Here is a 13470-nt window from a genome sequence, read left to right as displayed (position 1 = left end):
CGCCCAAGGGTGCGGTGAGACGCTCCGCGACTTCAACTTCACCGATCCTCGATGATCTCGAAACACAGAAGCGGCCGTCAACAACTCAATGCCAATCGACACTGTGCAGCTGTTCGCAGGAGCGGGAACTCCGGCTCGCGAAGGTGCGGTTACTCGCTCAGTATGATCCCGGATGCCACGATTTGCGCCGTGCGCTCGGTCAGTTTTTCGCGTTTCACAAGCGTGGGTTTGACGTAGGTTTTCTTCATGGTGACGCTCCGATGGCAGTGGCACCGGGACTAAACGACCGCGGCGCGGCAACGTTCCATGGGGCCCGGCAAGGTGACGCTGGAGCACGCAGAACCGATGTTTTGCCCAGGCCAATCCCGCAGCGCTGATGCCTATCCAAAGTGCTGACCGACCTATGGGCGCTACCTGCGAATGCGAAGCATGATCGGCCGCATTGCCTTCTGCAATCGCTCGCTGGATAGTCCCCGCAATGTTCGACACCATTGCGACTCACTGGACCCAAATCCTGGCAATCATCTCGGTGGTGATGGCGACCGTCGGTATCGCCCACGCCGTCATGACCAAGGAAGATGTCCGCGCCGCCACCGGCTGGGTGGGCGTAATGGTGCTGTCACCGATCCTCGGCGTGCTGATCTATGCCGTGGCCGGCATCAACCGCATTCGCCGCGCCACGATCACCGCGCAGCGCCCGCTTGCCGGCGATGCGGTGGCCGCCAAGCACGAGGGTGACGTCGCTGCCGAGGAGGCACTCATTGTCGAACGGTACGGGCAGCGCTTCACCGGTCTACGGACGCTGGGCGACAGGGTGGCGCGGCGCGCGCTCAACCCAGGCAATGCCATCGACGTACTGGAGACCGGCGACGAGGCCTATGCCGCCATGTGCGCGGCCATCGATGGCGCCGAACGCAGCCTCCTGCTCGAGACTTACATTTTCGACAATGACGCCGTCGGCCTGCTTTTCGTCGAATCGCTGGCCGGTGCCGTCCGGCGCGGCGTCACCGTTCGTGTGCTGATCGACGCCGTCGGTGCCCGCTATTCGGTCCCCAGCATCCTGGGTCATCTGCGCGAGGCCGACATTCCCGCCGACGTCTTCAACGGCAACATCGTCATGGGCCTGCGCCTGCCTTACGCCAATCTCAGGACCCACCGGAAGATCCTTGTGGTCGACGGCACGGTTGCCTTTACTGGCGGCATGAACATCCGCAAGGGTTTTTCCGCCGAGTTCGCAGGCTCAAACAGCGCAAGGGACACGCATTTCAAGGTCACCGGGCCTGTCGTCGCCGACCTGTTCTCGGTTGCCGCCGAAGACTGGCGCTTCGCCACCAACGAGGCCCTGAAGGGCGATGTCTGGCGAATTGCCCCGCTGTCGCCGCCACCTGGCCAGCCGATGCTGGTGCGGGCGGTTGCATCCGGGCCTGATGCCAGCAATGAGACCAACCACAAACTGCTGATCGGTGCGTTCTCGGTCGCGCGCAAGTCGATCCGCCTGATGTCGCCCTATTTCCTGCCGGACCGGGAGCTGATCAGCGCGTTGATCACCGCCGCCCGACGCGGCGTCGAGATCGATGTCGTGGTGCCCGCGGTGAACAATCTCTTCCTCGTCGACCGCGCCATGACCGCGCAATTCGACCAGATCCTGAAGAACTATTGCCGCATATGGCGCACGGAAGGCCCATTCGACCATTCCAAGCTGCTTTCGATCGACGGCGTGTGGGCCTATGTCGGCTCGTCCAATCTCGACGCCCGGTCGTTGCGGCTCAACTTCGAGATCGATCTGGAGGTCCTCGACGCGGGCTTTGCCCACGAGATCGAAACCCGGATTGGATCGGCAATCGAAACGGCCATCCCTGTCACCCTGGACTCCTTGCGGGCCCGGCCCTTCATCATCCGGCTGTTCGACCGTATCCTGTGGCTGGGATCACCCTATCTCTAGAAGGCCTGACTTTAACAAAACGACGTGTTTGCCGGATAGTTTGAAGTCGATCATGGAACATAGGCGCAAAGACTCTATTTGAAGTGCATGGTGAAGGCAGCAGGAATGGCAAGCACACGATGCGAATGAACGGACGCAGCCTTCCGGCAAGCATGCTTTTGACCATCCGCGACCGGCGGATGCGGAAAGCAAACGCGGCTGCGCACAAGGCGACCGCCGCCACCGGCACGCTGGTCGCTTCCTACAATGTCCATAAATGTATCGGTGTCGACCGGAAGTTCGACCCTGAGCGGACCAGCCGCGTTATCCGCGAAATCGATCCCGATGTCATTGCCCTGCAGGAGGCCGACAACCGTTTCGGCGACCGTGACGGCCTCCTGGACCTGCCCCGCCTCGAGCGCGAAACCGGCCTCGTGCCGGTGCCGATTTCGGCCACCGGCAAGGGTCACGGCTGGCATGGCAATGTCCTGCTGTTCAAGAGGGGTGTCGTCCGTGATGTGCATCAGATCAGGCTTCCGGGCCTGGAACCGCGCGGCGCGGTGGTGGCGGAGATCGACCTCGATGGAAACCGGACATTGCGTGTCATCGCCGCCCATCTCGGCTTGCTGCGCCATTCGCGCTCCCAGCAGGCTCGCGTCGTGCTGGACATCATGAGCAGCGCCGATGAGAAGCCGACCCTGCTGCTTGGCGACCTTAACGAGTGGCGGCTTGGAAACCGCTCCGCCCTCAACACGCTGCATGCGACTTTCGGGCCGCAACCGCCGGCGGTCCCGACCTTCCCCTCCAACCTGCCGCTCTTGGCGCTCGACCGGATCATGACCAATCGGCACGGAATGATCGCGGCGGTCGAAGCGCACGATACGCCGCTATCACGCGTTGCCTCCGATCATCTGCCGCTCACAGCCTTCGTGCGCCTGGATCATATGGTTTCGGCCGATAACGCAATGTCTCCTGCGTCGCAAAGCGTGTAGATTTACAGTGGAACGCTCGGTTCTTCCGCGAGTTGATAGGTCGAGTTTAAGTCCTGAACTCGCAGGAGGACGAAATGAAAAAATTGATTTTAGCTTCCCTTTTGGCATTGACGGCGACAGCGGCAGTCATTGCGCCAACGCAAGCCGCTAGCGTGATTATCCAGTCCGACGACGGCAACCGATATTCACCGGATGACGAGTCCGATAATGGCGGAATTATTGTTCGCCGGCACCATGACCGCCGTTATGACAATCAGTATGATGGCGACCAGAACGTCCAGTATGACAATGACGGCGAATACCGGCGCCATCACCGGCATCACCGCTGCCACACCGAAACGGTCGTGCATTGGCGCCATCATCACAGGGTGATCGAGGACGTTCGCGTCTGCGGCTAATGTGACAGGCCTGCCTCGTCAGCTCACAAAATAGCGCTGCCATTCGAAGTCGGTGATGTGCGACGCCTGCCAGGCGTCGAACGCCGCCTGCTCCGCCCGCCGGCTCTCGGCGTAATTGTCGCGGAACGCCTCGCCAAACGCCTCGGCGCAGAAATCGGATGCCGCGAAGGCTTCGATCGAGGCATTGAGCGTGCGCGGCAGTTTCGGCTTGTCGAGAGTGGCGAGGTTCGACGTCACCGGCGCTTCCAGTGGCAGGTCCTTTTCAATGCCCTCACAGCCCGCCGCGAGGATCGCCGCGATCGACAGATAGGGATTGATGTCGGCGCCCGGCGCACGATGCTCCAGCCGGCAGGCGCCGTCATTGGGCGTGGTGATGGCGCGGATTGGCGCGGTACGGTTCTCGAACCCCCAGGCGACGTCTTCCGGCGACCAGGCGCCACGGTCGAAGCGGCGGTAGGAATTGACCGTCGGCCGGAACAGGAGATGCGTTTCCTGCATCCGGCTGAGCACGCCGGCGAGGAATTTCTCGGCGACCGGCGTCAGCCTGTTCGGGCCAGCGGCGAAGGCCGGCTTGCCGTCGCGCCACAGGCTGACATGGTGATGCGCGCCACAGGCGCTTTCCTTGCCCGGCGGCTGGAAGCGGGTCATGAAGGTGGCGACCAGGCCCCGCTCGGCGCAGAGTTCGCGCAGATGCAGCTTGGCGCGCATGGCGTCATCGGCCGCCTGCAGCGGGGTCTTCGGCGTCAGCGCATATTCATACATGCCGTAACCATATTCGGTGACCAGCGAGGCAACGCCGATGCCGATGCTCTTCATCCGGGTGATGAACTCGGCGGCGAAATCCTGATACTCGCCGCTGCGCACCAGATCATAGTTGATCAGCGAATGGCCCCATGGCTTGAGCTCACGATAGCGCCCGGCGCGCATCAGATCGTGGTCGGCATGGAAGATACCGAACTCGTATTCCAGCGCGAACATCGGCTCGTAGCCGAGCGCCTTGGCGCGCTCCTCGACACGAGCCAGCACGCCGCGCGGATCGAACGGACAGACCGCGCCGTCGAGCATGTAGGAGCGGGTGATGGCCGAGGCGAATTTCGGCTTCCAGCCATGCCGCACCACGGTCGCGGGATCGATGATCCCCTTGATGTTGGGAAAGCCGTTCTCCTCATTGGCGCTGGGCGATGCGAAGGCGACATCGCCCATCGGCTGGCCGTCGCCATGGGTGACGCAATAGAGGATGGCGTTGATGGATTCGCCATGCGTCGACAGCTTCAGCGGTGCGATCTTGGAGCGGAACGCGCCCGACGTGTCGACCGTATGCACCTCGATGAACTCGACCCCGTCGGCCGCGAGTTTCTTCTGCAACGCCTCGAGCTGGGGCGCGTAAGCCGCGGCCTTGTCCTCAAATTCCACTTTCAGTCCTCCACCAAGAATGCCGGGCGCCGCTATTTCGCGTTGCGCCTCAAAAATCGCGACAACAATTCGTCGAGCTCGTAGCGGCCGCTTATGCCGCTCGGCCGGAACGCCATGCACAGCACGATGACGACGCCGAGCGCCACGCCGGACAGGCCGAGCAATTGCGGCAGCTGGACGCTGCCGATCGTCACGCCGGATTCGATGCTGCGGATGAATTCGAGCCCGACCGAAAGCACGATCACGCCGGTCACCGCGCCCGTCACCGTGGCCATGCCGCCCAGGATCAGCATCGCCAGCGTGTTGAAGATCATCTGGAAGTAGAAGAGCTTTGGGCTGATCGTGCCGGCGAAATAGGCATAGAGCACACCGGCAAGGCCGCAGATCAGCGCCGACAGCACCCACGACATCAGCCGCAGCTTTTTCGCGTCGATGCCGAGTGCAGCGGCGGCTTGCGGACTCTGGGCGCTGGCCCGCAGCTGCAGGCCCCAGCGGCTATCCTTGAACAGCCGCGCCAGCACGATCACTACGACCGAAAACACCAGCATCCAGGGCAGGCCAACCACCTTTGGGATGCCGAAGAAGGCCTGGTTGCCCTTGAACAGATCGGTCCAGTTGAGAAACACCGAATGCACGATGATCAGCAGCGCCAGGCTGACGATGGTCGCGGCGACGCCCGACAAGCGGCTGATGACCTTGCCGCTGATAGCGGCGACGATGCCGACCACAACGAGAGCGATCAACGCAGAGGACACCGGGTCGAGCTGCAGCGTCGCGAAACCGAACGGCGCGTTGGGGATCGACAGCTTCTTCATCGCCAGCGGCGTCGAGAGAATGGCGACGCCATAGGCGCCAAGGCCGACAAAGGCGCTGTGGCCGAGATTGGCGATGTTGGAGTTGCCCATGAACCCTTGCAGGCCGACGACGACGATCAGGTTCACGAAGGCGCCGAGCGCCAGATAGGTGTAGTAGGTCGGCGCGAAATTGAGGATCGCGAGCCCGATCACCAGCACCGGCAGCGACGTCACCAACCCGCCCATAAGCGAGCGCTTCAGGGCGCTGTTGGGCCGTGTGACAGCCGCAACCGGATGCGCAGTGGTTTCGATAGTCTGCGACATCCTAGATCTCCTTGTCGCCAAGTTCGACCCGCTGGCCGAGCAGGCCTTCCGGCCGGTAGACCAGCAGCGCGACGATGATCACGTAGGTGAGCGCATCCTTGAAGCCCCCATATTCCTGCGGCAAGGCAACCAGCAGCCCGACTTCGATGAAGCCGAGCAGCATGCCGCCGGCCGCCGCCCCCGCCAGCGAGCCGAAGCCGCCGATGACGCAGGCGACGAAGGCCTTCAACACCAGGCCGAAACCAAGATCGGGCGAGACGCTGCCGCGCCGCGCGATGATGAACACGGCCGCGATGCCGGCCAGTGCGCCCGAAATGGCGAAGGCGGTGGCGATCACCCGGTTGGCCTTGATGCCCATCAGCCGCACCGTGGCGAAATCGCGCGATGCCGCGCGGATCGCCAGGCCAAGCGTCGAGCGGTTGAGGAAGAGCACCAGCGCCAGAATGGTCAGGCCGGAAACGATGAGTTCCATCACCTGCAGCGACGACACCGCGAACGGGCCGAAGAACCACATCTGGTTCAGCCCGTTGAGGATCGAGACCGACTGCGGCTTGGGCGAGATCAGCAGCATGAACAGGTTCTGCACGACGATCGAGACGCCGAAGGCGGTGAGCAGTCCTGTCGTCGTCGGCGCGTAGCGCACCGGCCGGAACGCGACGCGTTCGAAGGCGACCGCCGCAAGGGCGGCGGCGGCGACGGCAAGCAGCACGGCCACGAATGGCGAGGTCAGGCCAAGGGCGGCCGCCAGGAACACGCTGTAGGCAGAGACGCCGATGATTTCGCCATGCGCGAAATTGACCAGGCCCATGATGGAGAACACCACCGCCAGGCCGAGCGCGACCAGTGAATATTCCGCGCCGAAGGCCAGCGCGTTGAGAAGCTGCTGCAGGGCATAGTCCATGTCGCCGCCTACCCGCCAATATAGAGGTTGAAGAGGCCATGTTCGTCGGCAAGCTCGGCCGGCGGCCCGTCGTAGCGAAGCGTCCCGGCGCTGACGACATAGACGCGGTCGGCGAAGCGCAGCGCCTGCTTGGCGTTCTGCTCGACCACCAGCAGCGTCAGCCCTTCCCGCTTGAGTTCGCCGATGAAATCGAAGATCTGCACGACGATCTTCGGCGCCAGCCCGAGCGACGGCTCGTCGAGCAGCAAGAGCTTCGGCCGCGACATCAGAGAGCGGGCGATGGCGAGCATCTGCTGCTCGCCGCCCGAAAGCGTACCGGCCGCTTGGCCGTAGCGCTCGGACAGCACTGGAAACAGCGCCAGGAAGCGCTCGATATCGCCGCGCACGCCCTTGGGATCGCGTCGTGTAGCTGCACCCAGCCGCAGGTTTTCGCCCACGGTCAGATTGGCGAAGATGTGCCGGCCCTCCGGCGTCGAAGTCAGGCCGGCGCGGATACGATCCTCGGTGCGGACACGCGAGATGTCCTGGCCGTCAAGCACGATGCGACCGGAGGCCGGCGTGACCAGGCCGGTCAGCGCGTTGATGGTCGAACTCTTGCCGGCGCCGTTGGGACCGAGCAAGGCGACAAGTTCGCCCCGCCCGACCTTCAGGCTGAGGTCGCGCACCGCGCTCACCGCGCCGTAGCGGACGACCAGATTGTCGACGCTCAGCACGACTGGGCCTGCCAGGCTCTCATCATCATCATCGCCTGCTGCCCGTCAGTTCAGCGCCGGCACGAAGGTCGGCGGCGTGTCGGTGATCAGCACCCGCTTGCCGTGGGAGAAGCCCATCACCGGCACGGCTTTCACCGGATAACCCTTCTTCTCGGCGAAGGAGATGGTGGGCGCGGTGGTGCCGGGATAGCCGCCCGGTGCGCGGATCGCCTCACGCAAGGCAGCGGGTTCGACGGTGCCGGATTTCTTGGCCGCCTCGTAGCTGATCTGCACCATGTCGGCGCCGAGCGCGTCGAAGATGCCGTTGATCTTGTAGCCATCGGCCTTGCACTGGGCGAGGAACTTGTCGATCGGGCTGTCGATGCCGGTCGCGCCATGGGTGGCGAACATCACCTTCTCCAGCGACGCCGGATCACCGACGGTGCCTTCCAGGGACTTGTCGTCGAAGGCATCGCAGCCGGCGACCCAGCCGTCATAACCATTGGCGCGCAGCTGGCGGATGAAGATGCCGACGTCGGGCAGCACGCCGCAAATATGGATGGCGTCCGGCTTCTGCGGCAGCGCCTTGATGCTGGCGATCTGCGGCGACCAGTCGGTGGTGCCCCAGGAATAGTTGAACTTGCCAACGACCTTGCCGCCGAGATGCTCGAACACCTCGCCGAACCATTCCGGCAACTTTTCCGAATAGGAGCCGGCATCGGGCGAGACCATCAATGCCACGCTGCGCGCGCCCTTGCCGTAAAGCGCGTTGGCGGTGGCCGCCGCGTTGATCGGATCGGGCACCGCGCCGGCGATGAAATTGTCGAGCCCTGCCTGCTGCATTTCAAGCTGCGTGTTCGGCGCCGAAAACACGGTGGCGCCGTAAGGCGCCGCGATCTGCGCGGTCGGGATCAGCGCGTCGGGAAACGGCACGCCGGTGATGATCTGCGCGCCCGCATCGAGGAACTTCTGGCCGAGCGACACCGAGAGCTGCGGGTCGGAGCGGTTGTCCTCGATCATCAGCTCGACCTTGGGATCGCCTGCCGCGGCCGCCTTGTTCAGCTTGTCGGCCATGCAGCGCGCGCCCTCGGCTTCGCTGTAAGGTGCATAGGTGCCGGTCATCGCCACGGCGAGCCCGATCTTCAGGTCGGCGGCCTCAGCATGCGCCACCTGCAAAAGCCCCGCCGCGACGACCGCGGCTCCCAAGATCATCTTCTCCATTTGAACCCCTCCTTCTCCCTTGTTGTTGCTGGCCCGGGCGCCGTCACGATGTGGCGGACTGCCCGACATAAACCTCGATGACGCGCGGATCGCGCCACACCTCTTCGGTCTGTCCGGAGGCGATCACCTGGCCCTGGTCCATGACGCAGAGCCGGTCGCAGAGCCGGTTGATGAAGCGCAGATCGTGGTCGATGACGATGGTGGCGCAGCCGACATCGCTGCGAATGCCTTCGATCGCCACGGCCAGCGTCTCGGACTCGCCTTCGTTGAGGCCCGCGGCCGGCTCGTCGAGCAAAAGCAGCGATGGGCCCAGCGCCAGCGCTCTGGCGATTTCGAGCCGGCGCTGGCTGCCGTAGGACAGCGTGCCGGCCGGGACGTCGGCAAAACCATCGAGCTGATACTGGGCGAGCAGCTGGTCGATGCCGATGCGCGCCGCCGCATCCGGGCGAACCGCCTGGCAGGTGATATGGGCGACCTCAACATTCTGCCGGACGGTCAGATCCTTGAACAGGCGGATGGTCTGGAAGGTGCGCGCGACCCCCGCCCGAGCGCAATGCTCGGGACCATGGCCGGTGATGTCCTGGCCTCCCAGCCGGACACTCCCGGTATCGGGCTTGAGCACGCCGGAGATGGCATTGACCAGCGTGGATTTCCCCGCGCCATTGGGGCCGATCAGGCCGAGGATTTCGCCGGCCTCACAGGACAGCGACGCATTGCGCAATGCCTGTACGCCGCCAAAGGTCTTGCTGACTGCCTCAACCGACAGCATCGGTCACATCTCCCATCCCGGTCGATGGCTATTTCTCCTGTCGGCCGGTCAAATGGATGCTAGACCTCCGACTTTTCCATAACAAGCATTTTTTTCCATTTTAGAAAATATTCTTGAGATGAGGAGCTGTGCGGTCAGCTTGGGCTCAAATCCCCGCGCCGGCGGGAAGCCCGTCGCGCGGCACGGTGTTCGACATGAGCATGACGACTGGCTCGTCACCAAGCGCGATATAGGCGTGCTGCATTTCGCCGTCGAACAGGATGCTGTCGCCCGGCAGCAGCACCGTCGGATCATAGTGGATCGTGTGCAGTTCCAGGCTGCCGCTCAGCACGTGGATGAACTCTTCGCCCGAATGGCTGCGCCAGCCGCCATTCTCCTCGAAACTCTTCGCGCGCAGCGTGACGCGCCAGAAAATGTTGGTCTTGTCGCGGAAATCGCTGCACAGGACCTCGAATTCCATGGCATTGCCCTGGTGCAGGATGCCGCTGCCGGCGCGCGTGATGGAACGGCGTGCCTGCATGCCGGGCTTGGGGCTGAACAGGAAGGAAGCCACCGGCACATGCAGCACGCCGGCGATCATCAGCGCGACATCGACCGTCAGCCGCGCCTTGCCGTTCTCGAGTTTGGACAGTTGCGACACAGACAGGCCGGAGCGTTCGCTGAGATCGCGCAGCGTGATATTCTGCTCCTTGCGCGCGTCGCGGATCTTGCTGCCCACATTGCCCTGCATCGCCCACGCCCTTGGCTGTCGTGTTTCCAATTCGACAAGCTCTAGCGGGGCCGCCTTGGGGCGTCCAGCCTCTAGAGCAATTCCAGGAAAAGTGTGCGGCGGTTTTCCGTTCGGAATTGCGTCAAAACAAGGAGATAAAGCGGGTCGCCGTTCGGCGAACCGCTTTAGACGGCTACGGCTGGTTTCGGCCATAGCGACATCGCAACAGTTGCAAAGACGGTTTCGAGCGTGCGGCTGACAAGCTCGAATGTTTCCGGATCGGAAAGCAGGTCGTTGCGGACCTCGAGGTAGAGGCAAGGCCTGCCCTGCTCTAGCCCGTGCCGGTTCAACGTGTAGCCGATCGCCTGGCGCCAGTCATAGGGTTCGTTGTCGCCGATCCTCAGGCCTGCTTCCGCTCCGTGCGCGCCAAGCATCTTCAGCACCGAGGTGACGAAGGCAGACGGCTCCCGCCACAAGACGCCGATGTCGACATTGCGCCTGACACCGCCCATCACCGGGGTGAAGGAATGCACCGAGACCAGCGCCTGCCGGCCGGCTGCGGCCTCGACGATTGCCTGTTCGACCGGCGCCCAGGCGATGGACTTGCGTAGCCTGACATCGGTGGCATCCGGCGCGACATTGCCGGGCACCGGGATGCCGCCGAGATCCGGACGCATGAAGTCCCATTCGCCGGCTGGCCTGTTGTAGTCCAGGAACAGCCGCGAGTAGTGCGCGAGAACGGCGGGCGCCCGCAACGTGCGAGACAGCCGGCGCGTCAAGGCGTCGACGCCGATGTCGACCGCGAAATGCGTGCCAAGATAGGGCCCTGGCAGGCCAAGGTCATGCCAGGGCGCGGGCACGATATGGCCGGCGTGCTCGGCGATCAGCAGGTAGGGGCTGGCGGCATCGATGTGCAGCCGCTCGACGCCGGCCGCGGCCAGCGCGGCGATCGCCGCATCGTCAAGCCCTGCAAGGCCCGCGGCGTTCATCGCACCAGGCTCCGGATCAACCGATGACGGAGCGGACATGGTAGGCCTTCGCCGCTGTCGCCTCCGCCAGTCCGGCGCGGCCATTGGTGCGGCCAAGGCCGGAGTTCTTGATGCCGCCCCAAGGCAGATGCAGGTCGGCGTGATCGCAGCGGTTGAGATAGACGGTGCCGGCCTCGACTTCGTCAAGCAGCGCCACGCCGCGCTCGATATCCCTGGTCCAGATCGAGGCGCTCAGCCCGAAATCGCTGTCGTTCATCAGGCGGATAGCCTCGTCATCGCTGCCGACCGACTGGATGCAGGCCACCGGCCCGAACAGCTCGTCGCGCATGATCTGCATGGTGTGATCGACCCCGACCAGCACCTCCGGCGCGACATAGGCGGCGCCGAGGCCGGAGGCCTTGAGCGCGCCATCCTGCTGCATCAGGCGCCTGGCCCCTGCCCGCACCGCGCTTTCGGTAAGACCGCGAATGGTGTCGGCCGCACTCGCCCGCACCACAGGGCCGACCATCGGCTTCTCGTCGAAGGGATGGCCAATGGTCCATTTGGCGGTCTCGGCGACCAGGGCTTCGACGAAGCGGTCATGGATTGCCTTGTCGACATAGATGCGCTCGACCGAGCAGCAGGACTGGCCGGCATTGGAGTAGGTGCCCTCCGCGATCTGCGGGATCGTCGCCTCGAGATCGGCATCGGCCCTGACATAGGTCGGGTCCTTGCCGCCGAGTTCGAGATGCACCTGTGTGAAGGTGCCGGCAGCGGCGGCATGGACACGCCTTCCGCCATTGACCGAGCCGATGAAATTCACCGCGTTGAAGGCACCCGACGCGATCAGCTTCTCGGCATCGACATGGTCGAGATGCAGGCTCTGGAAGACACCTTCCGGGCCGCCGGCGGCACGGAAGGCTTCCTCGGCCAGTTCGGCGATCAGCGGCGTTTGCGGTGAGTGCTTGAAGATCACGACATTGCCGGCCGCGAGCGGCGACGTCACGAGATAGCCGAGCATGGCGGTCGGGTAATTCCAGGCGCAGATCGACAGATGCAGGCCACCTGCCACGGGTTTGGCGTAGCGGCGGATGTTTTCGTCCGATGGATACGGCACATCGGCCAGCGTTTCCGGTGCGACGCCGGCCAGCAGTTCGCCAACCAGTGCCAGGCGCGGCGTCTCGTCGGCCTGCCACAGCGGCCGGCCGATCTGCCACGCCACCATTTCAGCGAGCGGCGTTGCCCGCGCTTTCATCTCCTCGCCGAAGCGCAGCAGGATCGCCAGCCGCTCGGCCAACGGCGTACGCCGCCACGACGGCAGCGCGGCACGTGCCCGGCTCAGCGCGGCCTCGATGGCCTTCCCGTCCGCATAGGCGCGCGTCGTGTAGGTCGAGCCGTCGACGGGAGAAGTCACGGAAAAGGTCCGCGCGCCGGAATGCAGGTTCATGGTCGTGAAATCCATCCGAGATGAGAGGTCATTCGGGGCACGATATCGCGATTTTCCATTTTGGCAAATTTTTTCTAATACCGCTTGATGGAATTTTTATCCGCCCCTATTGTCCCGACATCGCGCATTGGCGGCAGCACATGAGGGAGTTGAGATGATCGCTTACGATTTCACCGGCAGGCATGCGGTGGTCGCCGGCGCGGGCGGCGGCATGGGCGAGGCGATCACGCTGGCCCTGCTCGATGCCGGCGCCTCCGTCACCGCCATCGACGTCAAGGCCCGTCCGGCGTCGCTGGCCGCCTATGACGACAGGCTCACCTTCGCGCAGGGCGATCTGACTGACGCCGCCTTCGTCGAACAAGTCGTCAATACGGCGGGCCGCGAACGCGGCGGCATCGACTATCTCGCCAATGTCGCCGGCGTGCTGTGGTTCGGCCGCGACAAATCGGCCTTGGAGATGGACCTCGACGTCTGGGACGAGGTCTTCAACATCAATCTGAAGTCCTTCGTCCACACCGCACGCTCGGTCGTTCCGCATATGCGCTCGGGCGGACGCGGCGGCGCCATGGTGCATTTCTCGACCATCCAGTGGTATCGCGGCGACGCCAATCCTCAGGATGCCTACCAGGCCTCGAAGGCAGGTGTGTGCGCGCTCTCCAAATCGCTCGCCATGCAACTCGCCGGTGAGCGCATCCGCTCCAACGCCATCTGCCCGGGCATGGCGTTGACGCCGCTGCAGGCGCGCTGGGACACCGAGGAAAAGCGCTCGGCCGTGGCGAGCTACGCACCGCTCGGTCGCATCGGCACGCCGCAGGACATGGCCAACGCCGCGCTGTTCCTCCTCTCCGACGCGGCGAGCTACATCACCGGCATCGAGCTTGCGGTCGATGGCGGCCTGTTGATGCGCATGTAGAAGGCGCC

The 13470-nt window shown here is 64.1% G+C and carries 13 protein-coding genes; 4 read left to right on the top strand and 9 right to left on the bottom strand.

The annotated features are described in order from the left end of the window. The first annotated feature begins 478 nt into the window (after positions 1 to 478). The 3 genes from MesoLj_RS11600 (at position 479) to MesoLj_RS11590 (ending at position 3311) form a co-directional block, all read left to right on the top strand. Positions 479 to 1942 (top strand): phospholipase D-like domain-containing protein, encoded by a 1464-nt coding sequence (locus MesoLj_RS11600; RefSeq protein ID WP_202326066.1) that lies wholly within the window; start codon positions 479 to 481, stop codon positions 1940 to 1942. A 119-nt stretch (positions 1943 to 2061) separates the two neighbouring features. After that, positions 2062 to 2913, top strand: coding sequence for an endonuclease/exonuclease/phosphatase family protein (locus tag MesoLj_RS11595; protein ID WP_140771627.1), 852 nt, complete (start codon positions 2062 to 2064; stop codon positions 2911 to 2913). Between the two features lie 74 nt (positions 2914 to 2987). After that, positions 2988 to 3311, top strand: a complete 324-nt coding sequence (locus MesoLj_RS11590; RefSeq protein ID WP_140771629.1) for a hypothetical protein — start codon at positions 2988 to 2990, stop codon at positions 3309 to 3311. An 18-nt stretch (positions 3312 to 3329) separates the two neighbouring features. Here the strand turns inward: MesoLj_RS11590 and MesoLj_RS11585 are convergent, their stop codons facing one another. The 9 genes from MesoLj_RS11585 to MesoLj_RS11545 all read right to left on the bottom strand — a co-directional run bounded on the left by MesoLj_RS11585 (position 3330) and on the right by MesoLj_RS11545 (position 12549). Further along, entirely contained in the window at positions 3330 to 4724 is a 1395-nt protein-coding gene (locus MesoLj_RS11585) for a glutamine synthetase family protein (RefSeq protein ID WP_202326065.1), read from the bottom strand. Between the two features lie 32 nt (positions 4725 to 4756). Beyond that, entirely contained in the window at positions 4757 to 5842 is a 1086-nt protein-coding gene (locus tag MesoLj_RS11580; RefSeq protein ID WP_202326064.1) for a branched-chain amino acid ABC transporter permease, read from the bottom strand. Between the two features lies 1 nt (position 5843). Further along, complete coding sequence (locus MesoLj_RS11575; protein WP_202326063.1) at positions 5844 to 6743, bottom strand: branched-chain amino acid ABC transporter permease; 900 nt, start codon at positions 6741 to 6743, stop codon at positions 5844 to 5846. A gap of 8 nt (positions 6744 to 6751) precedes the next feature. Continuing rightward, entirely contained in the window at positions 6752 to 7456 is a 705-nt protein-coding gene (locus MesoLj_RS11570; protein ID WP_056578155.1) for an ABC transporter ATP-binding protein, read from the bottom strand. Positions 7457 to 7501: 45 nt separating this feature from the next. Further along, the gene (locus MesoLj_RS11565; protein ID WP_202326062.1) at positions 7502 to 8656 is read right to left on the bottom strand and encodes an ABC transporter substrate-binding protein; all 1155 of its coding nucleotides are present in this window, start codon (positions 8654 to 8656) and stop codon (positions 7502 to 7504) included. A 43-nt stretch (positions 8657 to 8699) separates the two neighbouring features. Continuing rightward, complete coding sequence (locus tag MesoLj_RS11560; RefSeq protein ID WP_202326061.1) at positions 8700 to 9425, bottom strand: ABC transporter ATP-binding protein; 726 nt, start codon at positions 9423 to 9425, stop codon at positions 8700 to 8702. A gap of 145 nt (positions 9426 to 9570) precedes the next feature. Then, positions 9571 to 10155, bottom strand: coding sequence for a helix-turn-helix domain-containing protein (locus tag MesoLj_RS11555; protein WP_056578162.1), 585 nt, complete (start codon positions 10153 to 10155; stop codon positions 9571 to 9573). A 164-nt stretch (positions 10156 to 10319) separates the two neighbouring features. After that, positions 10320 to 11123 carry an N-formylglutamate amidohydrolase gene (locus tag MesoLj_RS11550; RefSeq protein ID WP_202326060.1) on the bottom strand — a complete coding sequence of 268 codons (804 nt, stop codon included), beginning with the start codon at positions 11121 to 11123 and terminating at the stop codon, positions 10320 to 10322. Positions 11124 to 11139: 16 nt separating this feature from the next. Beyond that, a complete protein-coding gene (locus MesoLj_RS11545) occupies positions 11140 to 12549 on the bottom strand; it encodes an aldehyde dehydrogenase family protein (protein ID WP_202326059.1) in 1410 nt (469 codons plus the stop codon). A 154-nt stretch (positions 12550 to 12703) separates the two neighbouring features. Between MesoLj_RS11545 and MesoLj_RS11540 the strand changes: the two genes are divergently transcribed. Further along, the gene (locus MesoLj_RS11540) at positions 12704 to 13462 is read left to right on the top strand and encodes an SDR family NAD(P)-dependent oxidoreductase (protein WP_056578165.1); all 759 of its coding nucleotides are present in this window, start codon (positions 12704 to 12706) and stop codon (positions 13460 to 13462) included. The last annotated feature ends 8 nt before the right edge of the window (positions 13463 to 13470 follow it).

Source organism: Mesorhizobium sp. 113-3-9 (assembly GCF_016756515.1).
Taxonomy (GTDB): Bacteria; Pseudomonadota; Alphaproteobacteria; order Rhizobiales; family Rhizobiaceae; genus Mesorhizobium.
Note: the sequence above shows the minus strand (reverse complement) of the source record. Positions and strands in the feature narration are given on the sequence as shown.

Bases quoted from the DNA above. Each gene is read 5' to 3' on its own strand.
- MesoLj_RS11600 (WP_202326066.1), top strand. From the start codon at position 479: ATGTTCGACACCATTGCGACTCACTGGACCCAAATCCTGGCAATCATC.
- MesoLj_RS11595 (WP_140771627.1), top strand. From the start codon at position 2,062: ATGCGAATGAACGGACGCAGCCTTCCGGCAAGCATGCTTTTGACCATC.
- MesoLj_RS11590 (WP_140771629.1), top strand. From the start codon at position 2,988: ATGAAAAAATTGATTTTAGCTTCCCTTTTGGCATTGACGGCGACAGCG.
- MesoLj_RS11580 (WP_202326064.1), bottom strand. From the start codon at position 5,842: ATGTCGCAGACTATCGAAACCACTGCGCATCCGGTTGCGGCTGTCACA.
- MesoLj_RS11575 (WP_202326063.1), bottom strand. From the start codon at position 6,743: ATGGACTATGCCCTGCAGCAGCTTCTCAACGCGCTGGCCTTCGGCGCG.
- MesoLj_RS11565 (WP_202326062.1), bottom strand. From the start codon at position 8,656: ATGGAGAAGATGATCTTGGGAGCCGCGGTCGTCGCGGCGGGGCTTTTG.
- MesoLj_RS11560 (WP_202326061.1), bottom strand. From the start codon at position 9,425: ATGCTGTCGGTTGAGGCAGTCAGCAAGACCTTTGGCGGCGTACAGGCA.
- MesoLj_RS11555 (WP_056578162.1), bottom strand. From the start codon at position 10,155: ATGCAGGGCAATGTGGGCAGCAAGATCCGCGACGCGCGCAAGGAGCAG.
- MesoLj_RS11550 (WP_202326060.1), bottom strand. From the start codon at position 11,123: ATGAACGCCGCGGGCCTTGCAGGGCTTGACGATGCGGCGATCGCCGCG.
- MesoLj_RS11545 (WP_202326059.1), bottom strand. From the start codon at position 12,549: ATGAACCTGCATTCCGGCGCGCGGACCTTTTCCGTGACTTCTCCCGTC.
- MesoLj_RS11540 (WP_056578165.1), top strand. From the start codon at position 12,704: ATGATCGCTTACGATTTCACCGGCAGGCATGCGGTGGTCGCCGGCGCG.